This is a genomic window from Castellaniella sp. (genome assembly GCF_041675725.1).
Classification (GTDB): Bacteria; Pseudomonadota; Gammaproteobacteria; order Burkholderiales; family Burkholderiaceae_B; genus Castellaniella.
Genome location: NZ_JBAYTI010000001.1, coordinates 1 through 26,653 on the forward strand (window position 1 = coordinate 1; position 26,653 = coordinate 26,653).

Consider the following 26,653-nt stretch of genomic DNA (forward strand, 5'->3'; position numbering starts at 1 on the left):
CAGGGCCTATGGCTTCAGAAACTTTGAGAATTACCGCATGAGAGTCTTGGCTCAATGCGGTTGGAACGGTGTCATCAACCGTGTCTAGTGAATGCCCATCCCCCGTTTATGGGGTAGAGCCCAGTGGATCAAGGTTTGCTAAAAATCTCAATCCTGACAAGAGTTTACGACCTTTCTTGGCGTTCTGTGGAAGTCCGTGGAAAGTCGATATGGAGCGGGTGATGGGAATCGAACCCACGCTTGAGGCTTGGGAAGCCGCCGTTCTACCATTGAACTACACCCGCCGGGGGGCCACGATGGCAGATCTTGCTAAAATGAAGCGCTGCCACAAACCCCGAAGCTTTGCATTTTATCAGTATTTTGAATCCTTCCAAATCCCCTCTGCCCACACCCACGTCGCTGGGCCCTTCGGGGCGCACGCACATCCATAGTTTCGTGCATCGTCGGGCCCACATCACCGCCGCCCAGGAAGACGCATTGGCACGCTGGCTGCCGCAATGGTCCGTACCCTGGCAAGACACGCCGCTGGACTTTGTGCAGGTGTTCGGGCGGCAGGCCCCGGTCGTGCTGGAGATCGGCTTCGGTATGGGGGAAACCACGCGCCAGATCGCGCAGGCCCGGCCAGATGAAGACTTTCTGGCCATCGAGGTCTTCCAGGCCGGCGTAGGAGCACTGCTACGGCAGATCCATGAGCACGGCCTGGGCAACATCCGCATCATCCAGCACGATGCGGTCGAAGTCCTGCAAACCATGATCCCGCCTGCGAGCCTCGCCGGCGTGCACATTTATTTCCCCGATCCCTGGCCCAAGAAGCGGCATCACAAGCGGCGCCTGATCCAGGCCCCGTTCATCGAACTGCTGGTCAGCCGCATGGCTCCGGGTGCCTATCTGCATTGCGCCACCGACTGGGCGCCCTACGCCGAACATATGCTGGCGGTCCTGTCCGACCATCCGGGGCTGCAGAATCTTCATGACGGCTTCGCGCCACGGCCCGCCTGGCGGCCGCAAACCAAATTCGAACGGCGGGGCCTGCGTCTGGGCCATGCCAGCCATGATCTCATCTTTGCCAAACCAAGGTCGAGCCACGATGTATCCTGAAATCACGCCCTATGCGCAAGGCCATCTCGATGCGGGGCAAGGGCACCTGGTGTACTGGGAGCTCTGCGGCAACCCCGAAGGCCGTCCGGTCATTTTTCTGCACGGCGGGCCGGGGGCGGGTTGTGCCGTCCACCATCGCCGCCTGTTCGATCCGCAACGCTACCGCATCCTGTTGTTCGACCAGCGCGGCTGCGGCCGGTCTACCCCATCGGCATGCCTCGAACACAACACCACGCAAGACTTGATCGCCGACATCGAAGAACTGCGAACCACCGTCCTGCAAGCGGACACCATGGTGGTGTTCGGCGGCTCCTGGGGCTCGACTCTGGCGCTGGCCTATGCTCAGACCCACCCACGGCGGGTCGCCGCTCTGATCCTGCGTGGCATCTTCCTGCTGCGCCAGGCCGAGCTTCGCTGGTTTTATCAGGAAGGCGCCTCGTGGCTGTTCCCCGACTACTGGCAGGACTACCTGGCCCCCATCCCCGAGGCCGAACGGCATGACCTGATCACCGCCTATCATCGGCGCCTGACTGGCGCGGACGATACGCTGCGCTTGCAGGCCGCCCACGCCTGGACACAATGGGAAAGCCGCACCATCAGCCTGCTGCCCAATCCGGAACACCTGCACTCGCATGCCACGGACGCGGCGGCCCTGGCGTTCGCCCGCATCGAAAACCATTATTTCCACCATCACGGCTTCATCGAGGAGGGCCAGTTGCTGGCCCAGGCCAGCCAGCTGGCGGACATCCCGGGGGTCATCATCCAAGGGCGCTATGATGCCTGCACCCCGGCCCGCTCAGCCTGGGATCTACACCAGGCCTGGCCGCGCGCCGAGTTCCACCTGGTTCCGGATGCCGGCCATGCCTATGATGAGCCCGGCATCCTGAAACAGCTGCTGGCCGCCACCGACCACTTTGCCCAAGCCTGACGAGACCCTGCCATGAGCCTGACCCTGCATCTGAATGGGCAACGCACCACCCTGGAAAATGCCCGCACCATACGCGATCTGCTCGCCCAACTGGGCCTCGAAGACAAGCGCATCGCCGTCGAACGCAACGGCGAGATCGTGCCCAAGAGCAGCCACGCCAATACCCTGCTGGCCGAGGGCGATCAAATAGAGATCATCACGGCCGTGGGTGGCGGTTAGGCTTGTGGGCCAAGCATAACAAGCGGGTCATGGCAAGCAGGCGCCACGGCGTTGCTTAACGGCGCCCGCTCATGCCGGGCAGACCACGCATATTACCCATGGCTCGCATCATCTTGGCCATGCCGCCCTTTTTCATCTGCTTCATCATGCCCTGCATCTGATCGAACTGCTTGAGCAGGCGGTTGACCTCTTGCACCGGCACGCCGGCCCCGGCTGCGATGCGGCGCTTGCGGGAAGCCTTGATGAGCTCGGGCTTACTGCGCTCGAGCGGCGTCATCGAATTGAGTATGCCTTCGGTGCGTGCCAACTGTTTTTCGGCCTGGCCGCCCTGCACCTGCGCCGCTGCCTGGGCGAACTGGGCTGGAAGCTTCTCTAGCAGGGATCCCATATCGCCCATTTTCTTGACCTGTTGCAGTTGCTCGCGAAAATCGTTCAGGTCGAAACGCGCACCGGACTTCAGCCGCGAGGCCAGCTTCTGCGCTTCGGCGATGTCGATGTTCTTTTGTGCCTGCTCGACCAGCGACACGATGTCGCCCATGCCCAGGATACGCTGGGCCATGCGCTCGGGATGGAAGGGTTCGAGGCCATCGAGCTTTTCAGAGACCCCCACGAACTTCAGGGGCTTGCCCGTGATCTGGCGCACCGACAGGGCTGCGCCACCCCGCGCGTCGCCATCCAGCTTGGTGAGCACCACCCCGGTCAACGGCAACGCCTGGGCGAACGCCTGAGCGACATTGACGGCATCCTGACCCTGCATGGCATCGACCACGAACAGGGTTTCAACGGGTTCGAGCACCGCATGCAGTTCGGCGATTTCATCCATCATGGCCTGATCGATGCCCAAGCGCCCGGCCGTATCGACGATGAGCACGTCGTGGTGATGCCGCCGCGCATGATCCAAGGCCTGCCTGGCGATATCGGACGGCTTCTGTTGGGTGTCCGTTGGCAGGAAGTCCACCCCCACCTGGCCCGCCACCGTCCGCAACTGTTCGATGGCGGCCGGGCGGTAGACGTCTGCGCTGACCACCAGAACCTTCTTCTTGCCCGTTTTGCGCCCCTGCTGGACATGCCCGCCCTCGGACAGCCACTTGGCCAGCTTGCCGGTGGTGGTGGTCTTGCCCGCCCCCTGCAAACCCGCCATGAGGATGACGGCAGGCGGCTGCACGGCCAACGACAATTCGGCAGCCCCATCGCCCAGGTCGCCACCCATGAGAGCGGTGAGTTGCTTGTGCACCACCCCGACCAGCGCCTGGCCCGGATTCAGGCTGCCAACGACCTCTTGGCCCAACGCCTGTTCTTTGACGCGTGCCACGAATTCGCGCACGACCGGCAGGGCCACATCGGCCTCGAGCAGCGCCATGCGCACTTCGCGCAGCATGTCCTGTGTATTGGACTCGGTCAGCCGGGCCTCGCCCCGCATGGTCTTGACGATGCGCGAAAGGCGGGAGGTGAGATTGTCTAGCATAGAAAAATCCAAAAACTGGTTGATGCAGCAGGCAGGGCTTAAAATGAAAGATTACTGCTTGCGTTGTGCAAGCCGCCAAACGCCAACGAAACCATGTCCGTCAGCATTGTATTTCACTTGCTTGCTGCACTGGCCTACGCCTTGCTGGGCTTGGCGGTCTGGCGCCCGCTGTTGCGCCCTTCGATCCGCCCCGCCGCCGAACCCGATCTGGCCAGTTGGGCTGCTTCTGCACCCATCTCGCCACGCCTGGGCCGGGTGTGCCTGCTGGGTGCCATTATCCTCCATGGTGCCGGGTTGGGCACGGCGATTCTGGTGCCTCAGGGGCTGTACCTGGGCTGGGCCCTGGCTTTGTCGGTCGCCTTCTGGCTGGGCATGATCGTATTCTGGATCGAAAATTTCCTGCTGCGCCTCGATAGCCTGCAACTGCTGTTGCTGCCAGCCGCTGCGCTGGCCTGCATATTGGCTGCCCTGTTCCCCGAAGGCTATCTGGTACCCCATGCCAGCAGCGACTGGCTTCGCCTGCACCTGCTGATTTCCATGGTCGCCTACGGCCTAATGACGGTCTCGGCGCTGCATGCCCTGCTCATGGCCACGCTCGACCGCCACCTGCACCGCCCCATCCTGACGCAGGACGATGCAGGGCCCATGCACAAGGCCATGGGCCTGCTGCCCCCGTTGCTTACCCTCGAGCAGCTGTTGTTCCGCCTGATCGGCATCGGCTTCATTGTACTCACCCTCTCGATCCTGACAGGCATCATCGTATCGCTGCAGTTTAGCGACCTCATCCTGCCACTGGACCACAAATCCGTCTTCACGCTGCTATCCTGGCTCACCTTCGGTGTGCTGCTGACGGGCCGGCGCCTGCGGGGCTGGCGCGGGCGCACGGCGCTGCGCTGGACACTGGCCGGTTTTGTCTTCCTGCTGCTGTCGTATACCGGCAGCCGCTTCGTTCTTGAAGTCATACTGCAAAGGGCTCCGCTTGGCTAAGTTTCTGCTGTGGGCCGTCGTCATCCTGGCGGTCCTCCTTGTCTCACGCATCCTCGCCCAACAAAAGGCCCGCGCCCGGCACCTCGCCGAACGGCGCCAGGCCGAGATCGGGCAGCAGGCGGCCGAAACCATGGTGCGCTGCGCGCACTGCCAAGTCTACCTGCCCCGTTCCGAGGCATTCCTCAGCCAGGGGCGCACCTGGTGCAGCGCCGAACACGCCCGCATGGGGCTCAAGAGGTGAGCCCGCGCGCAAAGGCACGCACCGCATCGAGCGCCCTGCCAGGTGCTGCGCTGCCGCGCGATATGTACACCCTGGTGCTCGAAGGCGACGGCTGGCTGGCGCCCGCCAGAGACATCCTGCGCCGGCCCTCCCCCAACCACGATCAGCGCCCTGGCCAGGAAGACCCGACGCTACTTGTGTTGCACAACATCAGCCTGCCGCCAGGTCATTTCGGTGGCGATGCGATCATTGATTTTTTCTGCAATACGCTGGATGTCAGCCGCCATCCGTGGTTCGAAAACATCCGCGACCTGAAGGTCTGCGCGCATTTCCTGATCCGCCGCGATGGCATGATCGTTCAGTTTGCGGCCACCACCGACCGCGCCTGGCACGCTGGTGTCTCTTCATTCAGGCGCCGCACCCACTGCAACGATTTTTCGATCGGCATCGAGCTCGAGGGCACCGACCACATACCCTATACGCCGGCCCAATACACACGGCTGGCGGCACTGACCACAGCCCTGCGCGCGCGCCACCCCTTGGCCGACGTCCGGGGTCACGAACACATCGCTCCAGGGCGCAAGACCGATCCAGGACCCGCCTTCGACTGGCCGCGTTATGGGGTGGAGGCAGGGTGGCCGGATGCCGCACTGCCAGCCGCCGATGATGGCAGTGCGGGGGCTTGCTGAATCGGGCTCGCTGAACCGGGCTTGCAAACCCAGCCCTGCCTTCCAGCTCAGTGCGCGCCACCGGCACGCTGTGAAAATCGGCGGTCGAATACATGTTCGGCGATCCTGTTCTTCAGGATCTCGATCGAGCCACCGGCAATCATCCAGCCCCGACAGCGTCTTACGCAGTATTCAACCAAGGATTCACGGCTGTACCCCATGCCGCCCATGACCTGCAGCGCCTCGTTCGCAATCTCGAACCCTGCCTGGTTGCAATAGGCTTTGGCAATCGCAGTTTCCGCAGCGGACGGAAAACCGGTGTCAGCATTGCAGGCTGCACGATACAGCAGCAGTTGCGCGGCATCCAGCTTGATCTGCATATCGGCAAACTTCCATTGCAGCCCCTGGAACTCGCACAGCAGACGCCCGAACTGCTGGCGTTGCAGCGCCCATTGGCGCGCTTCCTCGAACGCGTAGCGGCCCAGGGCCAATGAACGGGCCGTATTGCCGATGCGCTCGACGTTGAAGCCGGCTATCTGCTTCTTGAACCCCCCCTCACCCAGCACAACCTGCTCGTCTGGAATGTACACATCATCGAAGAATATCTCGACCCACTCTTCGTCAGACATGAACGCCGAGCGCTTACCCAGGCGCACACCCTCGGCACGCGTCTCGATCATGACCGAACCAATGCCGCGCGTGCCCGGACCAAAGCGCACGTAAGCGAGGATGAAGTCCGCATGAGGCCCATGCGTGGTAAAAATCTTCGAACCCCGGATACGCCATCCCGCGCCGTCGCGAGTCGCCGTGGTCTTGAGCTCGGTGACGGCCGAGCCGGCATCGGGCTCGGTCATGCCTACCGAAATCAGCGCTGTGCCTTGCAACAACGGCTGCAGGTATTTTTCTTTCTGGAAGCCGCTACCGTACTCGGCCAGTACGCGAATTGCTCCAAAATTTCCTGCCTGGACCACGTCGGCGCTACGTGGACACACAGAAGCCACTGTTTCTATGGCGATGACCGCGTCCATCAAGGTCCCACCCACGCCACCATCCTGTTCGGAAATAATCAACCCGAGCAAGCCCTGTCCCGCCATGGCCCTCGCGACATCCCACGGGTATTCACGAGAATGGGCTCTTGCCACAGCGCCATCACGCAGGTTTTTTTCGGCAAACCGGCGCACGGCCGTCTGGAAATCCCTTTGCTCGGGTGTCAGGGAAAATGCGTACATCATCGACTCCTGGTTGAAATCATGGATCGGTTTGCAGAGCGCGGTAGATTCACGCCACACGGACCAGGGCATCGATGGCTACGACCCCATTTTCCTGCACGAATAGCGGATTGACTTCGGCCTCTTCCACAACCGGACTGTCCAAATCGGCCAGGTGCGAGAATCGCACGATGGCGTCGGCCAGCGCATCGATGTCCCCCTGCGGAAGATTCCGGTAGCCGCGCACGAGCCGCGTCAGACGCACCTCGGTAATCATCTGCCGCGCCGTAGATAGGCCGACCGGGGCAAGGCGGATGGAATAATCCTGATTGAGCTCCGCCGCAATACCTCCGGCACCAAGGATTACGGTAGGTCCCACCAGCGGATCACGCCGGTAACCCAAGATGAGTTCGATCAGCCCACGCTCCATGGATTGCACCAGAACGCCATCCAGGCGGGCCTGAGGGCGCCGGCGGGCCACATCGGCCAGCAGATCCTGTGTTTGCTCCTGCAATGCATCGGCCGTCATGATGTCCGTACGCACCCCATTGACCTCAGTCTTATGGGGGATATCGCGTGAACATATCTTGGCCACCACTGGGTATGGAAGGTCATGCTGTTGCTGGCACCCCTGCAGCAATTGCGCCGACGCAGTACATATACCTAACGCATCGAACACCTGAATAGCCTCGAATTCATTGAGCGGACCTTGCTTGGGCACGTCTGCAGGCCAAATTGGGACGCCGCCTCCTACGTCTGTTGGTTCAGGGGCATTCCGGTACAAAAATGCCGACAAGGCATCAGCACATGACTCAGGAGTACGAAAGGCGGCAATGCCTTGTTCATATAAAAGACGCAAAGACGTCCCAGCTTCCGGTGCTAAAAATACAGCCAAAGGCTTGTCGGCTGGCCGATGCGCCCCAATCAGAGGACGTACCGCATATTCTGGATGAAACTGCGCAGAAGAACCTACTACACTCAATACGCCGTCACACCAGGGCGCTTGCAGTAATTGTTCGAGTAAATCCTGATACTGCACACCGCTAGCGGCCATGGTTAAATCAATCACCGGAGATGGGCGTAAACGAAGCCCACGTTGTGCCATCCGCTCTACAAACTCTACCGGCGGAGACACCGCCTCCAAACCCATCAATCCCATGGCATCCACTACCGTTGCAGCACCGCCTCCAGTGGTTGTCATGATCGCGACGCGAGGTTTCCGATCATGGATGGGTACTGCATCTTTTGCATACGCCTCGGCCATAGGCAGAGTCTCGAACAAGGCCTCCAACGTACGCACGCGTATCGCCCCATGTGCCCGCAAGAACGCGCCCATGGCAGCGTCATCGCCGGCAATGGCTCCCGTATGCGATCTGGACAGAACCTCGCCCAACTCGGAACGCCCTAGTTTATATACGATGACGGGCTTGCCCGCGTCATACGCCCTGCGCAGCGCCGCTGCCAAAATGGGCGCTTCGCGTATAGTTTCCAGAAAAAGCAGAATTGAATGCGTATTCTCGTCGTCAACGAGGGCGTTCAGAATTTCACCCACCGAAATATCTGCTTCGTTCCCTACTGAAATCGACTTGGCAAAACCAAAGCCACGAGCCGCAGCACGCGACAAGAGCGATCCCATCATAGACCCGCTTTGGGAAACCATACTCACATGACCCGGCACCAAGTCATCGGCAGCAAACGCGGCATTAACGGAAATAATGCAGCCCGACGCGATATTGGCCAGGCCAATTGAATTTGGCCCTAACAACCGCAGGCCCAGGGCCCGAGCACGCTGAACCAGCTTCGCCTGGCGTTGTACCCCATCTGGTCCTGACTCACCAAATCCATCAGAATAAACCGTAACCACCTTGGCACCAGCTGTCGCGCATTCTTCCAATAGGTCTTCCACCAAATCATGGGCGACCATAATGAATACGTGGTCAACGGGCTCCGGTAGTTCGGAAAGCGCAGCATAGGCTTGGACGCCAAGAACCTCATCGTGCTGTGGATTGACAGGATAAATTCGACCTGAAAATCCATGTTTGCGCATAAAAAGCAGGGGTCGCGCCGTATTTTTCTTTGCATTGCTTGATACGCCAACCAGCGCCACGCGACGCGGATCCATCAATGCCCGAATGAAATCATCTTGATTGACCAATGTATTCATAGGATCAAGTCGCCCAGATCAAGTTTGTCCAAATCCCATACTTGATCCCGTAAAGCCTGTGCCGCTTTGTCGCCCATAACAGCGCTGGTCAAGCGCAGAAATTTTTGATCTAGATCTGCGTCCGACAACGGATCCTCCGGATCGCCCTTTCTATGCGGAGAAAAATGTTCAAGCACTGTTCCATCATGCCTTGTGATATGAACACGAGCAGCGCGCCGCTGTGGAAAGCCTGCGCTTAAATCATGATCCTCATGCAACACGACCCGCGCCATCAGCGCCCGGACTTCCGGGTCTGCCAATTTTTCTGGTGTGAATGACGTAGGATCTACCCCCCCTTCAATCAGCGCGTGACATACGACATACGGAAGGCTGAACTTGGCTTCAAAATCTGATACCGGCTCTGCATTGCCAACCACTTCCAAGGCCACACCATACGTATATACCTCAATACGGCTGATTTCCTCTGCCCGCAAACCATGAGTACCGCGCAACTGCAACACGGCATCGATGGCCGCAAAAGTATGGCCACAGCAGGCATGCACTTTGTGAGTCATATGAGTAATATTGAACTTTTCCCCAAGGTCCTCCGCTATGCCAGACCAATCAGGACTTTCTGCGAGTGCGGCCCCGAACCCTACTGGACCATCCAATATGTCCGCCACGCCAGTGACCCCTTGCGCAGCCGCCTGAGCTGCCCGTACCCCCACTGCAGCCGCATGGCCCGCGTGCAACGCCTTGGTCATTGCATCGGAACGAAAAGCCTGTTGCAAGCCACTCGCAAAACTGGTCGCCGTAGCCGCCGCATGCAGTGCCACTTGCGCGTTTCCTGGCGCCAGGACAGCTGCTGCTGCACTGGCTGCCCCTATGCAGCCAACGGTACCCGTCGTATGAAAGTAACGATAGTGGGCAGGTTGAATGGCGGCCGCAATACGCGTAGAAACCTCATAACCAAGAATAATTCCATGCAGAAAATTCACGCCGGACGACTGAACTTGATCACCTGCGGCCAATGCAGCTGCGATCACCGGGCAGCCTGGATGATACAAACCGTCCTTGAAAATGTCGTCCAGCTCCACGGCGTGCGATGCGGAACCGTTGATCCAAGCCGCTGTGGCGGCGAAGGCCGTGTTCTGTACCCCTGGCAAACGACTCCGACCATAGCCGATCTCGTCATGCCAAGCCTGCCGCAGCAATGTCGCTGGAGCGATCTGCGTCCCTGGATACAAGGCGGCCAACCAATCCAGAAAGACCCGCTTGGCTGCATGCATTACCTCTGTGCTGAACCCTGCCTCGCATAGACCAGTTGCGCGTGCCACCAAATCGGCAAGAACTGCATTTCGATTTATCATATTCGGCGCTATATTCCTTAGTTTGGACACACCAGATACACCCATGACGATACCGAACCCAACGGGGGCCAGACATGAAAATTTGTGAAGACTGTGTTCTCAAAAACCATAGGAATATGAATGAAACTGTTCCAAAGCGGAAAAGCAAAAACATATTATGCTGCTAAGATGCGGTAAGAACGGGGGAAAAAGCAGCCATAGAACGCGAACGGGGACATGACCGTCGACTGTAGCAGCTATCCCGTTTTGAAAAACACAAGAAATCTCGCTCAAGCAGAGACCATATACCGCATAACATGAGGTCAAAGGAGAAATAATTTTATGACAATAGCCAGTTGACGAACCCATCGCAACCAAGACGAACGACGCGCGCAAGAACCTCAGAAAGGCAGGCATATGAATTAAGAAGCAAACCATTCTGAAAATCTCAGTGAGACATTCGACAATAGGATTATGAACATGAAAAAAGCAAATCGCTTAACTATGGTGTTTATGGCTGCCATGCTATCGGGTATGGCGATCCTGCCCATCACCAACGCGGTCGCAGAAACAAAACCGCCATTGAAATTTGGAGTAGCCCTACCCATGAGTGGCCCTGAAGCGCTATTTGGTGCGGATCAGGTTACGGCGCAGCAATGGGCAGTCGACGACATCAATGCAAGCGGCGGGGTCGACGGGCATCCTCTTGAAATGATCGCCCTGGATACCCAGGCAAACCCGCAACTCGGTATAAATGCGGTAAACCGCCTGATCAACGTAGACAAGGTCCCCGCGCTGGTAACATCCTGGAGTTCAGTGGTCAAGGCGGTGGCGCCGATTGCAAATCGCGAAAAAGTGATCGAATTCAGTGTAGGTGCGAATTCCCCTGACATCGCTGAGCTTGGAGATTACGTGTACACTGTGTTTCCCTTGGCTGATGTAGATGTAACGGCCTTGGCAAAATATACGCACGACGTACTCAAAAAAGAGAAAGCTGCCATTCTGTACATAAACAATGACAGTGGAATTCCTGGTGCAAGGATATACAGAAAAATATTCGAGGAAGCTGGGGGGAAAGTAGTTTCTTACGAAGCGTACGATCCAAAAACAACCGACTTCACCAGCTTGGTCCTTCAAGTCAAGGCAGCAAATCCGGATATCATCCATATCCATGGACTCGTTGGCGATCTTCCACAGCTGGTAGCTCAAATTAGACAGCTTGGACTCACGCAAAGAATATCCACATACTCTATTGGCTTCAATCCAAAAGTGATTGAACAGCTTGGCGATGCTGCAGAAGGCCTGATTGTTACTTCACTGTCTCCCGGTGTTAACGACAATGAAAACATGCCCGCATATATTGAACGCTGGATGAAAAATTATAATAGGGTCCCAAATGGGATGCCATACACTCAATATAATTATGATACTCCATATATAATTGCGGAGTTGTACCGGTGGGTGCTCAAGAACAATCTGCCCATCACCGGCGAAAACATGAGAAAGGCATTGCTGGACATAAAGAGTTTCGAGCTTCCGCTAACCGGTTATGTCACCTTCAGTGATGACCACAGGGTATTGAAGCCAGTCTATTTGCTGACTGTGGAAAATGGAAAATTCGAACCATTAGCTACTATAAATTAATGCATGGGCGTCAAGCTCTACCCATGTGCGGGTAGATCAAAGAGGGACTAACGAATGGTAGATCCGATGGCTATTCTACAGACACTATGGACAGGGCTTGGCGCCTCCACCTATCTCATATTATTTTCGGTAGCTTTCGCACTCGTACTCAAAGTAGTAAAAATATGGAATTTCGCGCAGGCCGGTCTCATGAGCTTGTCTTTCTATGTCATGTATGCCGGCTATAACTTCCTGCATCTCCCGATGTGGTTAAACATCGCCATAGGTTTTGTTTTTACTGCAGCGGGATGCATCATCCTAGAGAAATATGGGTTCGAAACCTTACGAGCCAGAAAATCCCCAGGATTGACATATTTTATACTCACACTGATAGTTTCTTATTTCCTGTTTTACCTGCTGGCAATGATTTTCGGCACGGAACCGGTTTCATTGAGGCCCAGTATCCTGTCTTCGGTAATAATTGTCCAGGGCATCGTAGTTACTCATTGGGAACTCATGGCGATACCCACCACGATTCTTATATTAGTCTTCTTATATTTGTTCATCAACCACACCCGTCAGGGGAAATATATCGAAGCAGTCGCCGATAACGCCGACCTTGCCAAAATTCACGGCATCAATACACAGCGAACATGGCTGATCACGTTCGTACTGACCGCGATGTTGATCACCGCAGGCATGTATCTATTGGGCATGAGAGCGCTCATAATTCCTGAAACGCCGATACAAATGATGCTGTTCGCAGTCATCGCAACCCTATTGGGTGGAATGGGAAATATATTCGGAGCAGCAATAGCCGCACTGGTGCTATCCATAACTCAGGGATTGAGCATATTCGTAATTCCGTCACAGTGGCAGGGATCGATGCTCTATCTATTTCTATTTATAACAATTCTGTTCTTTCCGCGTGGGGTCAATTTCAGAAGGCAAAAGAAATAATGGCCAGGTGAATTTACATTCAATTTATATTCAACGCCAAGACCATGGAATACATAATATCCCTTCTCGTCATCATCAGTATATACGTTATACTGAGCGTCAGCTTTAATTTGATCATTGGCTACGCGGGCCTCATGAGTATAGCCCATCCAATCTTTTTCGCGATTGGAGCCTACACGACGGCTATATTATCTGTTCACTACACCTACAGCCCCATAGTCATCATAATCGCCAGTGGAGCAGTCGCACTTATAATGTCGACATTTCTCTCCATACCTTCTCTTAGGATTTCGGGGGACTATTTTCTAATAACAAGCATCGGATTTCAGCTGGGGCTCTTGGAGATCATAAAAAATATAGACTTTCTTGGTGGCGCGAGTGGGTTGGGGAACATTCCAAACATCATAGAAGGTAGCAACAGGAACATTTATTTCGCGACACTTACACTGTGTCTTGCAGCCTGTTCCGTGTTTTTTGTGCACTGGCTTATCGGTGGACCATACGGGCGCGCCATTAGGGCCATGCGGGATGACGAGCTCGCATTCGTCACATTAGGCCGCGATGCCATTCACCTGAAGCTGTCCATATTTGCAATAGGATCAGGGATGGCCGGGATAGCCGGTAGCATTTTTGCCTATTTTTATCAATATATAAGTCTGGACCAATTTGAACTCTTACAGTCAACTACGATACTGACCATGGTAGTGGTAGGTGGTATGGGATCCGTGTGGGGGCCAGTGGTAGGCGCCATTCTACTAGTACTTCTTCCACAAGCCATAAGTTTTTTACATTTGCCACAAAACATAATGGCAAATCTGCAAGGACTTATTTTCTCTTTGCTTATAATATTATTTCTCTTCCTGAAACCCAAAGGATTGATCACTTCGGAAATGGATAGAGCTCATGAAAAGAAATGATTCTGAAGTCGTTCTGTCAATTACAGATCTCTGCAAGAGTTTTGGCGGCATCTTAGTCGCAGATAATATTTCACTCGAGTTACGTCGCGGCGAAATACTTGGGCTAATCGGACCAAACGGCGCAGGAAAAACATCCCTGTTCAATCTCATTTCCGGAGTGATTCAATCAGACGCTGGTCTCATCAAGATTTCGGGAACACAAATCAACGGCTTCCCGTTATCACGACGTGCACGCCTGGGAATTTCAAGAACGTGGCAACATATGCGGCTATTCGAATCGATGGACGTCATCGATAATATGCTCATCGCGCCACGCATATACCCTGGAGAAAGTCTACTCAATATCCTACTCAGGCCAATTAAGGTCAAAAACAATGATAAGCTTCTTTTCTCGCAGGCAATGTCTATATTAGAGCGTATGAACTTGAAGGATCTTGCGCATCAGAGAATTACTGACATATCATTTGGCCAACAAAAGCTGATCGGTCTTGCCCGAGCTCTGATGAACGACGGTGATTGCTTGCTGCTGGATGAACCTATGGCAGGTGTCGAAGGGCAGGCTTACGAGACAATGCAAAATATTATTCATGAGGAAGCCGCTTCAGGAAAGGCGATCTGCATAGTAGAGCATAATATCTCGTTCATAAAGGACCTTTGCAACAACGCGATTTTCATGTCTAATGGAAAGATCCTTGAACGAGGGAAAATTGATGATCTGTTGGCAAGCAAAACACTGACCGAATTATATTTTGGTACTTAGCGTATCAAGCTGACACGCGTTACATAAGAGACAAAAATGCTCGATCTTAATAATGTTTGCGCATATTATAACAAACTCAAGGTACTGCATGACATTACGATTCAAATTCGTGAAGGAGAAAAAGTCGGCATCTTCGGCCACAATGGCGCTGGCAAAACAACAATATTAAAATCCTGTATTGGAGATATTGACCATATAGAGGGCAGCATTACCGTAGAGGATGAGAGAATATTGCCCGGTAAAATAGACCGGAATGTCCGACGGGGGATTGGATTTGTTCCTCAGGGAAACAACGTATTCAAAAGCCTCACCGTAGAAAAAAATCTGCAAATATCTGGTCTAAGGCACGAATCTGACCTGAAGGAAGAGATTTTTGAACTATTTCCAATATTAAAAGAGCGACACCGGCAACAAGCTGACTCTTTAAGTGGCGGGCAGCAGCAGATGCTGGCGCTGGGAATGGCGCTTATGACGCATCCCAAGGTCCTTTTGCTTGATGAACCCACTACGGGCTTAGCTCCCATCATCGTCCGTGATGTTTTCGAAAATATTTCCAAGGTCAATAAAGCGACTGGCGCAACCTTAGTCATAGTGGAGCAAAACATACAGACCGCACTGCAGTATGTGGATCGCGCAATCGTCATAAAATCCGGTAGGAAAATATTTGATGGAACCAACACGGAGTTGCTTGACGATGACGATCTTTGGCGGTTATTTTAGGTTTTTGATCTACCAATAAACATGCATCCGCCCATCAATAAAACCATCGGAATCACCGTACAACCAATTCGGACGGGATTCACGTGACTCCTATATATTCATAAAATAAAGTCTTCGTTTGTTGGGGATATATTGGAACTTCGGATCCCGATGTGGATCACGATATAAGCACTTATTTATAGGTGAAACATGTTCGATCTTATTATACGAAGTGATAGAGTGGTAACGCCATATGGCGTTGAGGAACTGGATGTCGCCATTAAAGACGGAAAAATCGCCTCGACTTCCGTACCAGGCCTTCTAAAACGGGAGAATGCACGTAGATTCATTGATGCTACTGGGAAAATCGTCATGCCGGGCGGCATCGATCCGCATGTTCATTGTGCCTGGCCCCAACCTGGGCTCGATGGGACGTGGTGGTATACGGCCGGTCCAGAGGTAGTCAGCCGAGCGGCCCTATTCGGAGGTACGACAACATTATTGGATTTTGCACGCTGGGAACATGGGAATACCATACAAGAAGCCATAAGAAACCGAGATGGTGATTGGCACAGAAATTGCTATTGTGATTATTCTTATCACATTATGCTTCAGGGAAAGCTTCCATACGAAATATTCGATCAGATAGGGGATGCGATCATAGACGGCTACCCCACGATGAAAATATTTACGACAGACATTACACCCAGTCGAAGCGGGAGAATGCTAAGTTTCGGAGATATTTGGGAGACTTTCAAGGTTACATCACGCCATGGCGGCATGTGCGTTATCCATGGAGAGGATAATGACATTGTAATGCATATGTACGACAAGCTTTTCCATGAAGGTAGAGTCGAATTCAAACATCTTGCCGAAGTACACAATGCATTGTCTGAAGATCTTTCTTTTCGGCGGGTCATACACTTGGCAAGCAAGGTACCAGGAACTACCGTTTACTTTATGCACGTTAGTGCCGAATCAGGCGTTTCGGCGATCCACGAGGCAAGGAGCAAGGGCCTTCCGATTTACGGGGAAACGCTACACCAATACGTAATGTTCACAGCAGAGGATTACACCCGTCCCAATGGACAAATCTATCATACCTATCCTTCCCTTAAATATGAGGAAGACCACGATGCACTCTGGAACGGATTGAAAAATAACATAATTCATACAATTGCGACAGATGAAATATGTTGTTCGCTTTCAGTAAAATTACAAGGCAACAGAATAGACAATACCACAGGAGGAAACGCCGGGGTAGAGCCTAGACTGGCCGTCATGTATACAGAAATGGTTGGAAGGCGTGGATTTTCGCTTAACGAATTCGTTAATCTCACTTCGACCAATGCTGCCAAGATAATGGGTCTGTATCCAATCAAGGGAGCGATCGTAGCGAAGAGCGACGCCGATATCACCATTCTGGATCCAGCACTGAAAACTGTAATCACCAACGAGATGCTTCATGAGTCGGATCATTCGCCATGGGAGGGACATGAAGTCGATGCCTGGCCGTCCATGACTATATTAAGGGGGAAGATCATGGTCGAAGACGGGAAATTCTTTGGAGATCTGAATGACGGCAAATATCTATTCAGGAGGATTCCCGACAACATACACGCAGGAATTTTATGACATGGGGACAATCATTTATATATTCAAACGCATCCTCTAATGGAAAAAATTTTCATCGTAATCGCAGAAAGTCTGAAGTCGTGGGGCATAGATGATTATTTTATCCGGCAACAGAACAAGGGGATAACAATTCATCATGAAAAAAAGAACATATTCATATCCATAAATCGAGCATCTCGAACCGATCACCCTGTTCGCTGGTGGATCCAGACAAGAAGTGGCGAAGACAAGCAGGAATTGCCTTGTTTGTCAATAATTGGTTTGCTGGGAAACCTGCGGGATCAGTTTGGTATAAAGAGTAGTACGGCACTGCGTGTAATCAGCAAATTGGATGATTTGTCATGAAAATTCCTATTATGGTGCTGACTGGCTTTCTTGGCAGTGGGAAAACAACCATATTGAGAAACCTACTGCATTCTACCCAGTTGAACCGTACTGCGGTCATCATCAATGAATTTGGCGAAATCGGGCTGGATCACGACTTGGTTGAAGCCAGCAACGAGGATTATATCCAGCTCACGACAGGCTGCATATGCTGCAAGATACGCAGCGATCTCTTGGTTACACTTTACGATCTCGTCCTTCGGCGAACAAAGGACGATATTGTACCGTTCGACCAGGTCATCATAGAAACATCAGGCCTGGCAGATCCCATCCCAATCATCCAAGCAATACTCACAGACGACAAGATATTATCAGACTTCAAGCTACAGAGTGTAGTCACAACATTTGATGCCTTAAGCGGAATCGATACACTGCATTCCTACGAGCAACCTGCCCGTCAGATAGCATGCGCTGATCACATTATAATAACCAAGAATGATCTGTTAGATGAAGAGCCTCCAGACATGCTGGCTTCCATTACTTCCATAAATCCGAGAGCTGTTATACACCGCGCTACTTTAGGCATTATGGCTCCTACGGATTTGTTTAAGGGAAGTTACGCAAATGCAACTGGCGCCGAGTATTTTCTCGAATGGCTCATGACTGATGACGGTTCGAGTGTGAACCATCACGTGCATAGACACGATGATGAAATAACATCATTCTCTTTGGTGCGCGAAAGCCCGCTGCATGCGATTACATTGTCCCTATTTCTCGAAGCGCTCGTTAGCAATTATGGGGAGCATCTATTACGGATAAAAGGGCTCATTAATATCAAGGAAGAGCCGGGGAAGCCAGCCGTAGTGCAAGGAATGCAGCACGTTCTGTACCCCATTACATGGCTCGAAAATTGGCCTTCAGAAGACCATACAACTCGCATGGTGATTATCGGAAAACATATTTCCAGAAATATGTCGATCAATCTACTGGAACTCATTGAAGAAGAAGTAACTGACGAAATCTCTCGGATTAGCTCGGATGCAGATCGCGGTCGTATTCTTCGTTAACGCCAATTCGCTCGCCAAGGCAAATCACTTATGACTTTTGTAGGGCTTCCGACAGGTTATACCAAAATAATGGCCAGACATCATGGATGAAATCGCGCACTCCAGCTTGATGGAGCTTATCTCCGGTATAAGAAATGGACGCTATACGTGTGCAGACGTCACCAGCACCTTCATAAATAGAATTCTAGAATTGGACGGCAAGACGTCCGCCTATGTTTCGGTATACGCAGACGAGGCATTGCTGCACGCTCGAGCAGCCGATCTCATGCTAAAGCGTGGCATGCCATCCAGTATGCTGTTGGGGCTTCCTATCGCGCTTAAGGATATTTGCGAGATAGAAGGACATGCCACATCGGCAGGATCACCGGCTTGGATAAACCGTATAAGCAATCAGACAAGCGAGATTTATAAGCAGCTTGCATCGGCTGGCATGATAGTGATCGGAAAGACACACATGGTCGAATTTTCTGCAGGAGGCGTCGGCACCAATCCGCTGATGGGTACCCCGAGAAACCCATGGGATTGGAACCATCACCGTATTCCAGGTGGCTCAAGCAGTGGTTCTGCTGTTGCCGTTGCGGCCGGGCTGGCGCCGGTTGCGATTGGATCTGATACGGGTGGATCGGTGCGTATTCCATCCGCGCTTAATAACCTGACAGGGCTGAAGACCACATTCGGTAGAATCAGTATGCGCGGGAATGTTCCCCTGTCACCCAGCCTCGATTCGATCGGCATCTTAAGTCGTTCTGCATTAGATTCAGCATTGATACTTGGTGTCTTGCATGATTCCCGCTTCTATGGTCTCGATGATTCATCGCTGGCAATGATGGCAGAGTCGTTACTGCCTGCAAAACAAATAGTGTCCAATTTGAAGATCGCCGTACTGCAAGAGGAAGCATATCCGTGCGAAATTGATGATGACGTCAGGCAGGTAATGAACGATACAGTGCGGACATTCAAGTCTTTTGGCATCGATGTAGTAGATGGATCTTTCCCTCTTGATTTTTCGGAAATGAAAGATGCAAATGGATTGATAGCGATGACCGAAGCGTATCATATCTACAGGGAGTATGTGGAAAACCCCGAATCGCCTATGAATCCCTACGTAAGAAACCGTATATTAACCGGCAAGAACATTCCTGCCCGAACATTTCTTTCTGCGTTGGAGCGCCGCCAAGCCTGCATCGATATTTTCAAAGAGTGGATGAAATCATATGATTTTCTTTTAACACCTACTACACCATTCCCCGCCTGCCCTATTGAGTCGACTATCACCGACCATATTGCAATAGGCTCATTCACCCGCGCCGTGAACTATCTGAACACTTGTGCTATATCGCTTCCAGCAGGATTTTCCAACGAAGGCTTGCCAATTGGAGTTCAAATTATTTCTGCAGCACATCAGGAAAACCTTCTATTGTCCATAGGACATCTATTCCAGAGCCATACCAACTGGCACAAGCACATTCCAGCCATCCATTGAGACCCGCACGAGCTGCTATACGATTAAACGCTCTACAACGTACAGCTTTGGGCATGCCCTGGATTCTCACAAACAGGGGCCTTGCGCTCAAACATTATGCGCCACGTCTTCGCTCAAATTGCATAGCAACTCCATGACGATCGAGCTGCTATCGGCTTCACTCAGTACACAAACAAAGAAATTTCTCACGGCCCAGTCGTCTTTCAGACGCAGCAAGGTCAATCCCATGCTGCCCAAATAATGACTTGCGATCCTCTCGGGCACAATCCCTATCCCCAGCCCTTCCCTGATCATGCTACAGCGCGTTTCGAAGTTGGACACCTGCAGCTTCACGGTGGGCGGACGGCTCAGACTTGGCCCGACATATGCCAGGAATTTGTCGAGCGAATGTAAAGGGAAATATCCCAGCAGGTCATAGTCAAGCGCATCCTCTAGATAAAGTTCCTGACGATCCGCGAGAGGATGGCCCAGCGGCACGACCAACCCGACCCGATCATTCACAAAGGGAAATGACGTGACACCGGCTGCCGGGTACTTGGCATGGTATATACCTATATCCACGCTACCTTCCGCCACCATGCGAGGGATATCGAAACTATGCGCCTCGACCAAGTCGATGCTGACATTGGTACGACCCTTAAAGAATGCAGCCATCTTGCCAGGCAAAAACTGAAGCAGCGTGGAGGGGTTGGCGGCCAATCTGATTTTGGCCATCCCGTCGATAGAATATTTGCTGACCGCCATCTCGGCCAATTGCACGCTGCGCAAGATGTTTTTTGCCCGTTGATACAGCAATGTGCCTGCTGGCGTAGGTTCCACACCCCTGCCATGGCGAAGCAAAAGCGTACGCTCTAGCTTTTTCTCTAACTCGGCGATCCGCTTGCTTACCGCCGACGTAACCAGATTCTCTCGATCGGCAGCTCGCGAAAGGCTTTTTTCTTCGACCGCGGCAACGAACACCTCCAAAGATGGGATATCCAGTCCTTTCATAAGCTTATCTAACCATTTATGTAGTTGGACACTGTCTTGTGAAAGTATAGGCTGCCACGCAGCGGGCGTTTTAAATCCCCCTGCGTGGCAGCGTGGCCATGGCTGGCTCTAGGATATCGTTGTCGGAACGCGACTGCCAACTCACCCCAGCAACAGCGCATTCATGCGCTTCACAAACGCGGCTGGATCCTTCAAGGCCGCGCCTTCGGCCAGCAGGGCCTGATCGAGCAGCAGTTCAGCCCATTCAGCGAACTGGGTGTCATCCTGGGCTTCGAGGCGCTTGACGAGCGCATGCTGTGGATTGACTTCCAGGATGGGACGCAGCTCGGGGGCTTCCTGACCCGCGGCCTTCAGCATGCGCAACAGATGCGGGCTGAGTTCGTTTTCGTCGACCACCACGCACGCGGGCGAATCGACCAGCCGGGCCGTCGCGCGAACTTCCTTGACACGCTCACCCAGGGCCTTGCTCAGGCGCTCGAGCGTCGGCTTGAAAGCCTCGGCGGCTTCGGCCTGCTGCTTCTTTTCGGCTTCGTCCTCGAACGCATCGAGCGACAGATCCCCCTTGGCCACGGAAGCCAGGGACTTGCCGTCGAACTCGCGCAGGTACGACAGCATCCACTCGTCGACCCGATCGGACAGCAACAGGACTTCGATCCCCTTGCGGCGGAAGACTTCCAGGTGCGGGCTGTGGGCCGCCGCGGCATACGAATCGGCGCTGAGGTAATAGATTTTGGTCTGGCCTTCTTTCATGCGCGCCACATAGTCGGCCAATGACACGCTCTGAACCGGGCTGTCGGACTGGGTGGACGCAAAGCGCAGCAGCGCGGCAATGCGTTCGCGGTTGGCAGTATCCTCGCCCACGCCCTCCTTCAGGACCTGGCCGAACTGTTCCCAGAATTCCGCATACTGCTCGGGCTTCTCCTGGGCCATTTCGTCCAGCAGGCCCAGGATGCGCTTGGCCGAGCCATCACGGATGGCGCGCACATCGCGGCTTTCCTGCAGGATCTCGCGCGAGACATTCAGCGGCAGATCGGACGAATCGACCACGCCGCGTATGAAACGCAGATAGGCGGGCAGCAGCTGCTCGGCGTCATCCATGATGAAGACCCGACGCACGTACAGCTTGACCCCGTGGCGCGCATCCCGATCCCAGAGGTCGAAGGGCGCGCGTTTGGGGATGTAGAGCAGCTGGGTGTATTCGCTGCGGCCCTCGACCCGGTTGTGCGTCCAGGCCAGCGGATCTTCGAAGTCATGGCTGACGTGTTTGTAGAATTCCTTGTACTGCTCGTCGGTGATGTCGGCCTTGTTGCGGGTCCAGAGCGCACTGGCCTGGTTGACGGTTTCCCACTCGTCCTTTACCACCTGCTCGGATTTCTCGGCGTCCCACTCTTCCTTGCGCATCTGGATGGGCAGCGAGATGTGGTCGGAATAGCGCCGCAGGATGTCGCGCAACTTCCAGCCCGACAGGAGCTCATCCTCATCGGCGCGCAAGGTCAGCGTCACGCGGGTGCCGCGCTCGGGCTTTTCGAGGGCACCGATGGTGAATTCCCCTTGGCCGTCGGATTCCCAGAGCACGGCCTCGGCGGCCGGCAGGCCCGCCCGCCGGCTATGGACCGACACTTTTTCGGCAACGATGAAAGAAGAGTAGAAACCGACGCCAAACTGGCCGATCAGCTGGGCGTCCTTTTGTTCGTCGCCGGTCAGGCGGCTGAAGAACTCGCGCGTGCCCGAGCGCGCAATAGTGCCCAGGTTGGCGATGGCCTCTTCGCGCGACAGCCCGATGCCGTTGTCATCCACCGTCAGGGTACGGGCATCCTTGTCGTACTCGACCTGGATGCGCAACTCGCCGCCCCCTTCCATCCATTCGGGCTTGTCCATCGCCTCGAAGCGCAGCTTGTCGCAGGCATCGGACGCGTTGGAGACCAACTCGCGCAGAAAGATTTCCTTGTTGCTGTACAACGAATGGATCATCAGCTGCAGCAGTTGCTTGACCTCAGCCTGAAACCCCAGGGTATCGGCCGCTTGTGTGTCTGTTTGGCTCATAGTGATGTGTGCGTGGTGTGTGTATCGAGGTTGAACAGATCAGCCGCGCACCGCCTGTGCACAGCCGCTGGCTGAATAGCTGGGGACAGCCGCTGAAATATCAAGGGACGCGGATATCGGGGGACGCAGCGCCGGCGGGCGACCGAACCCGCAGCACACGTCAAAAATTTTCCCAAACCGCAAAGATAATGATTCTTATTTGACATACAATGCAGATTGACATTTATCGAGAGTTTCGACCATGACGCATCTCACACGACGCCACTTCTTACGCAACACTCTGGTACTGGGCAGCGGGGCGCTGATTGCTGCGTCATGGATGCGGCCAGCCCGGGCCGCCGACGCCAAAACCTTGGTGCTCTACAACGGCCAACACAGCCGAACCACGCAGGCGCTGATCGATGCCTTCCAGCAGGCTACGGGTATCGAGGTGCAGATCCGCAAGGGCAGCAGCACCCAGCTGGCGAACCAGATCATCGAAGAAGGCAGCCGCTCGCCGGCAGACCTGTTCTTTGCCGAAGAAAGCCCACCCGTCGCCGCGCTGGACGATCATCACCTGCTGGCGCCCCTGCCGCAGGACACCCTGAGCCAGATCATACCGGGCTACGGGTCGCGTGATGGCACCTGGACGGGCGTCACCGCCCGCAGCCGGGTCACCGTATACAACCGCAATCTGGTGCAAGAGTCAGAACTGCCAGCCTCGATTCTGGACATGGCCACAGAGGCCTGGAAAGACCGGGTCGGCTTCGTGCCCACCAGCGGCGCCTTCCAGCAGCAGATCATCGCCATCAAGCTGCTCAAGGGGCGCGAGGCAGCGCTGGACTGGCTCAAGGGCCTGAAGAAATACGGCCGCATCTATAACGGCAACATGGCCGCCATGCGCGCGGTGGAACGCGGCGAAATTCCCACGGCGCTGGTGAACAACTACTATTGGTTCATCGTCGCCCGAGAAGTCGGTGCCGAGAACATGCAGTCGGCCATACACTACGCCGGGCCAGGCGACCCCGGCGGCCTGATCACGGTCTCGGCAACCGGGATACTGAAAACGGCCGCCAACCCGCAGGCCGCCCAGAAACTCGTTGCCTTCATGGTCAGTCAGGCAGGCCAGCAGGCCATGGTCGACACCGTCGCAGAATATCCGCTGCGTCCGGGTGTACAGTCACCGTTCGATCTCAAGCCGTTCGACAGCCTCAATCCTCCGGCCATCAGCCCAGCCGATCTCGGTGATGCGGCCGACGCCCTGGTGCTGCGGCGCGAGGCCGGCCTGGCGTGACCAGCCTGAGCCTGAGCCAGCGCCGGTTCAGGCGCATCCGCCCCAACTGGCTGGCGGTGGCCGCTCTGTTGCCCATGGGGCTGGTCGCCCTGCCGCTGATCTACGTCACAGTTCGGACGCTGCAGACGGGTCTGGCTGGCTCGGTGGCCGAATTGTTCCGCGGCCGCACAGCAGAGCTATTGGTCAATACCATCACGCTGGCCACGGGCGTGATGGTGCTGTCGGCCCTGATCGGCCTGTCGGTGGCCTGGTGCGTGGAGCGCACCGACCTGCCCGGGCGCCGGGCCTGGCGTGTGCTGGCCGGCCTGCCGCTGGCCGTGCCGGCCTTCGTGTCCAGTTATGCCTGGGCGTCCATCGATGTGGCCTTTCAGAATCTGGCCGGCGCTATTTTCATTCTGGCCCTGTCCAGCTATCCGCTAGTGTATCTGCCCGTCGCTGCCGCTCTGCGCAGCACGGATCCGGGCTGCGAAGACGTGGCGCGCTCCCTGGGGCACGGCCCATGGCGCAGTTTCACGCATGCCTTGCTGCCTCAGCTGCTGCCCGCCCTGGGCGGCGGCGCCCTGCTCGTGCTCACCCACATGTTCGCTGAATTCGGCGCGCTGGCGCTGCTGCGTGTGCAAACATTCACCACGGCCATCTTCGAGTCCTACGAACTGCAATTCGACAGCGCCTCGGCGGCCCTGCAGTCGGTCGTCCTGATGCTGCTGTGCATTCCGGCGGCCTGGGCAGAGATGCGCCTGCGAGGCCGCCGGCGGGTGTCGCGCAGCGGCCGGGGCAGTGCCCGGATCGCCCAGCCGCTGCGCCTGCGGCGCGCCACCTGGCCGGTATTGGGCGCCTTTGGCGCACTGGGTTTTCTGTCGCTGGGCGTACCGTTGATCACGCTGGCCTGGTGGCTGGCGCACGGCAGCTCGGCGGGCACCGGCATGGCCCAACTGTGGCCCGCCGTGCGCGGCACGCTGTCGCTGGCGACCTCGGGTGCGCTGCTCACCAGCGCATTGGCCATTCCCCTGGTCCTGCTGTCGGTGCGACACCGCGGCCCCCTGGCCCAATTTGCCGAGCGCCTGCCCTACATCGTTCACGGGCTGCCCGGCGTCGTGGTAGCGCTCGCGCTGGTCTATCTATCGATCCGGCTGGCGCCCGCCCTGTACCAGGGCGTGGCCGTCCTGCTGGCGGCATACGCTATTCTGTACCTGCCGTTGGCGCAATCGTCGCTGCGCGCCTCGGTCGAGCTCGTGCCCCCGCAACTCGAGCCCGTCGCCCGCAGCCTGGGGCGCCGCCCCTTCATGGTGTTTCTCACTGTGATCCTGCCCAATATCGCGCCCGGCATCGGTGCGGCCCTGGCCTTGATGATGCTGGAGATCGTGCGCGAGCTCACCGCCACCCTGATGCTGGCCCCAACCGGCACTGTTACACTGGCGACGGAAGTCTGGATGTACACGGTCGATGCCGAATACGCGGCAGCGGCGCCCTTTGCCGCGCTGCTGGTGCTGGTCTCCATCGTGCCCGTCTGGATCTTTACCCGCCGCATGCTGTATCAGGCCCCATGAGCCACATCACGATTACCGACGTCCACAAACAATATGGCCAGACCTCGGTCCTGCGGGGCATCGAGCTCGACATCCCGCAAGGCTCGGTGCTGGCCCTGCTGGGCCCTTCAGGCTGCGGCAAGACAACCCTGCTGCGGCTGATCGCCGGGTTCGAGCCGCTCGAGCGCGGACGCATCGCCTTCGATGGCCGGGTCATGGCCTCCGAGCGCGCCTTCGTGCCGCCCGAGCGGCGCGGTATCGGCTACGTGCCGCAAGAGGGCACCTTGTTTCCCCACCTCACGGTGGAAGGCAATGTGCGCTTCGGCCTGGTACGGGGCGACGACCCGCAACGCCGCATCGAAGAGGTCCTTGCCCTGACGGGGCTGGACGGCCTGGGCAAGCGTTACCCGCATGAACTCTCGGGTGGCCAGCAGCAGCGGGTGGCGCTGGCGCGCGCACTGGCGCCAGGGCCGGATCTGGTGCTGCTGGACGAGCCTTTCAACGCGCTCGACCTGGACCTGCGGCGCAACATGTGTGAAGACGTCATCCAGGTCCTGCGCCAGACGGGCACCACCACGGTGCTGGTCACGCACGATCCAGGCGAGGCTTTTGCAGTGTCCGACCAGCTGGCCGTCATGCAGGACGGGCGCATCATGCAATGTGCGCGCCCGGAAACCGTGTACTGGCAGCCTGCCAGCCCGGCGGTGGCCCGGTTGACGGGCACCGCCCTGTTCCTGTCGGGCGAGGCGGATACCCACGCGGCCCAATGTGCCCTGGGCACCGTGCCGCTGCACCCGGGGCAAGGCGAAACGCGCGGCGAGGCCATGATCATGGTGCGTCCCGAGCAACTGCAATGGCAAGACGCCCCACCGGGCACCCCGGCACAGGTGGACAGGCGCTCATTCCGGGGGGACCACACCCTGGTCAGCCTGTCGCTGGCATCGCTGTGCCTGGACCTGCGCATGGCATCGCTGCTGGCCCCGGCCCTGCATGCCCAGGGCTATATCCGTATCCTGGGTGCCTGCATGGCGTACCCAAGCCACACCCTGGGCCCTGGCGCCGGCTGAT

General features: G+C 55.7%; 24 protein-coding genes and 1 tRNA gene. 18 read left to right on the forward strand and 7 right to left on the reverse strand.

The window, feature by feature from the left end; all coding sequences use genetic code 11:
• Positions 1-210: 210 nt before the first annotated feature.
• A tRNA-Gly gene (locus WCZ84_RS00005) sits at positions 211-284 on the reverse strand.
• A 76-nt stretch (positions 285-360) separates the two neighbouring features.
• Here WCZ84_RS00005 and trmB point away from each other — a divergent pair.
• From trmB to thiS, 3 genes are read left to right on the forward strand one after another with little or no spacing between them, the layout of a single operon-like run.
• Positions 361-1,098 carry a tRNA (guanosine(46)-N7)-methyltransferase TrmB gene (trmB, locus tag WCZ84_RS00010; RefSeq protein WP_372684194.1) on the forward strand — a complete coding sequence of 246 codons (738 nt, stop codon included), beginning with the start codon at positions 361-363 and terminating at the stop codon, positions 1,096-1,098.
• Positions 1,088-2,026, forward strand: coding sequence for a prolyl aminopeptidase (gene pip, locus WCZ84_RS00015; protein ID WP_372684195.1), 939 nt, complete (start codon positions 1,088-1,090; stop codon positions 2,024-2,026). Before trmB ends, pip begins: the two co-directional genes overlap by 11 nt.
• Positions 2,027-2,044: 18 nt before the next feature.
• The gene (thiS, locus tag WCZ84_RS00020) at positions 2,045-2,245 is read left to right on the forward strand and encodes a sulfur carrier protein ThiS (protein ID WP_372684298.1); all 201 of its coding nucleotides are present in this window, start codon (positions 2,045-2,047) and stop codon (positions 2,243-2,245) included.
• A gap of 55 nt (positions 2,246-2,300) precedes the next feature.
• Here thiS and ffh read toward each other — a convergent pair whose 3' ends face one another.
• Positions 2,301-3,710, reverse strand: a complete 1,410-nt coding sequence (gene ffh / locus WCZ84_RS00025; RefSeq protein ID WP_372684196.1) for a signal recognition particle protein — start codon at positions 3,708-3,710, stop codon at positions 2,301-2,303.
• A 93-nt stretch (positions 3,711-3,803) separates the two neighbouring features.
• Between ffh and WCZ84_RS00030 the strand changes: the two genes are divergently transcribed.
• The 3 genes from WCZ84_RS00030 (at position 3,804) to ampD (ending at position 5,606) form a co-directional block, all read left to right on the forward strand.
• A complete protein-coding gene (locus WCZ84_RS00030; RefSeq protein WP_372684197.1) occupies positions 3,804-4,697 on the forward strand; it encodes an inner membrane protein YpjD in 894 nt (297 codons plus the stop codon).
• On the forward strand, positions 4,690-4,938 hold the full coding sequence (locus tag WCZ84_RS00035; protein ID WP_372684198.1) for a PP0621 family protein: 249 nt from the start codon (positions 4,690-4,692) through the stop codon (positions 4,936-4,938). Before WCZ84_RS00030 ends, WCZ84_RS00035 begins: the two co-directional genes overlap by 8 nt.
• Before the next feature lie 62 nt (positions 4,939-5,000).
• Positions 5,001-5,606 carry a 1,6-anhydro-N-acetylmuramyl-L-alanine amidase AmpD gene (ampD, locus tag WCZ84_RS00040; RefSeq protein ID WP_372684299.1) on the forward strand — a complete coding sequence of 202 codons (606 nt, stop codon included), beginning with the start codon at positions 5,001-5,003 and terminating at the stop codon, positions 5,604-5,606.
• A gap of 47 nt (positions 5,607-5,653) precedes the next feature.
• Here the strand turns inward: ampD and WCZ84_RS00045 are convergent, their stop codons facing one another.
• The 3 genes from WCZ84_RS00045 to WCZ84_RS00055 are packed head-to-tail and all read right to left on the reverse strand — an operon-like array spanning position 5,654 to position 10,306.
• Positions 5,654-6,817, reverse strand: a complete 1,164-nt coding sequence (locus WCZ84_RS00045) for an acyl-CoA dehydrogenase family protein (RefSeq protein ID WP_372684199.1) — start codon at positions 6,815-6,817, stop codon at positions 5,654-5,656.
• A 46-nt stretch (positions 6,818-6,863) separates the two neighbouring features.
• Complete coding sequence (locus WCZ84_RS00050) at positions 6,864-8,957, reverse strand: acetate--CoA ligase family protein (protein ID WP_372684200.1); 2,094 nt, start codon at positions 8,955-8,957, stop codon at positions 6,864-6,866.
• A complete protein-coding gene (locus tag WCZ84_RS00055; protein WP_372684201.1) occupies positions 8,954-10,306 on the reverse strand; it encodes an MmgE/PrpD family protein in 1,353 nt (450 codons plus the stop codon). Before WCZ84_RS00055 ends, WCZ84_RS00050 begins: the two co-directional genes overlap by 4 nt.
• 459 nt (positions 10,307-10,765) lie before the next feature.
• On the opposite strand from WCZ84_RS00055, the gene WCZ84_RS00060 reads away from it, so the two are divergent.
• From WCZ84_RS00060 to WCZ84_RS00100, 9 genes are all read left to right on the forward strand, one after another.
• The gene (locus WCZ84_RS00060; protein WP_372684202.1) at positions 10,766-11,929 is read left to right on the forward strand and encodes an ABC transporter substrate-binding protein; all 1,164 of its coding nucleotides are present in this window, start codon (positions 10,766-10,768) and stop codon (positions 11,927-11,929) included.
• Positions 11,930-11,983: 54 nt separating this feature from the next.
• Entirely contained in the window at positions 11,984-12,868 is an 885-nt protein-coding gene (locus tag WCZ84_RS00065; protein WP_372684203.1) for a branched-chain amino acid ABC transporter permease, read from the forward strand.
• A 44-nt stretch (positions 12,869-12,912) separates the two neighbouring features.
• Entirely contained in the window at positions 12,913-13,785 is an 873-nt protein-coding gene (locus tag WCZ84_RS00070) for a branched-chain amino acid ABC transporter permease (RefSeq protein ID WP_372684204.1), read from the forward strand.
• The gene (locus WCZ84_RS00075; RefSeq protein ID WP_372684205.1) at positions 13,772-14,545 is read left to right on the forward strand and encodes an ABC transporter ATP-binding protein; all 774 of its coding nucleotides are present in this window, start codon (positions 13,772-13,774) and stop codon (positions 14,543-14,545) included. Before WCZ84_RS00070 ends, WCZ84_RS00075 begins: the two co-directional genes overlap by 14 nt.
• Before the next feature lie 36 nt (positions 14,546-14,581).
• Complete coding sequence (locus tag WCZ84_RS00080) at positions 14,582-15,265, forward strand: ABC transporter ATP-binding protein (protein ID WP_372684206.1); 684 nt, start codon at positions 14,582-14,584, stop codon at positions 15,263-15,265.
• Positions 15,266-15,454: 189 nt separating this feature from the next.
• Positions 15,455-16,879: an amidohydrolase family protein gene (locus WCZ84_RS00085; RefSeq protein ID WP_372684207.1), complete on the forward strand. Its 1,425-nt coding sequence runs from the start codon at positions 15,455-15,457 to the stop codon at positions 16,877-16,879.
• Between the two features lie 39 nt (positions 16,880-16,918).
• Entirely contained in the window at positions 16,919-17,224 is a 306-nt protein-coding gene (locus WCZ84_RS00090) for a hypothetical protein (protein ID WP_372684208.1), read from the forward strand.
• Positions 17,221-18,270 carry a GTP-binding protein gene (locus tag WCZ84_RS00095; RefSeq protein ID WP_372684209.1) on the forward strand — a complete coding sequence of 350 codons (1,050 nt, stop codon included), beginning with the start codon at positions 17,221-17,223 and terminating at the stop codon, positions 18,268-18,270. Before WCZ84_RS00090 ends, WCZ84_RS00095 begins: the two co-directional genes overlap by 4 nt.
• Positions 18,271-18,352: 82 nt before the next feature.
• Positions 18,353-19,753 carry an amidase gene (locus WCZ84_RS00100; RefSeq protein WP_372684210.1) on the forward strand — a complete coding sequence of 467 codons (1,401 nt, stop codon included), beginning with the start codon at positions 18,353-18,355 and terminating at the stop codon, positions 19,751-19,753.
• 87 nt (positions 19,754-19,840) lie between these two features.
• Here the strand turns inward: WCZ84_RS00100 and WCZ84_RS00105 are convergent, their stop codons facing one another.
• Positions 19,841-20,743 carry a LysR family transcriptional regulator gene (locus tag WCZ84_RS00105; RefSeq protein WP_372684211.1) on the reverse strand — a complete coding sequence of 301 codons (903 nt, stop codon included), beginning with the start codon at positions 20,741-20,743 and terminating at the stop codon, positions 19,841-19,843.
• A gap of 141 nt (positions 20,744-20,884) precedes the next feature.
• On the reverse strand, positions 20,885-22,786 hold the full coding sequence (gene htpG / locus WCZ84_RS00110; RefSeq protein WP_372684212.1) for a molecular chaperone HtpG: 1,902 nt from the start codon (positions 22,784-22,786) through the stop codon (positions 20,885-20,887).
• A 241-nt stretch (positions 22,787-23,027) separates the two neighbouring features.
• Between htpG and WCZ84_RS00115 the strand changes: the two genes are divergently transcribed.
• From WCZ84_RS00115 to WCZ84_RS00125, 3 genes are read left to right on the forward strand one after another with little or no spacing between them, the layout of a single operon-like run.
• Positions 23,028-24,059 carry an extracellular solute-binding protein gene (locus WCZ84_RS00115; protein WP_372684213.1) on the forward strand — a complete coding sequence of 344 codons (1,032 nt, stop codon included), beginning with the start codon at positions 23,028-23,030 and terminating at the stop codon, positions 24,057-24,059.
• The gene (locus WCZ84_RS00120; RefSeq protein ID WP_372684214.1) at positions 24,056-25,606 is read left to right on the forward strand and encodes an ABC transporter permease; all 1,551 of its coding nucleotides are present in this window, start codon (positions 24,056-24,058) and stop codon (positions 25,604-25,606) included. Before WCZ84_RS00115 ends, WCZ84_RS00120 begins: the two co-directional genes overlap by 4 nt.
• Positions 25,603-26,652, forward strand: coding sequence for an ABC transporter ATP-binding protein (locus WCZ84_RS00125; RefSeq protein ID WP_372684215.1), 1,050 nt, complete (start codon positions 25,603-25,605; stop codon positions 26,650-26,652). The genes WCZ84_RS00120 and WCZ84_RS00125 overlap by 4 nt, the downstream gene beginning before the upstream one ends.
• Position 26,653: the final 1 nt, after the last annotated feature.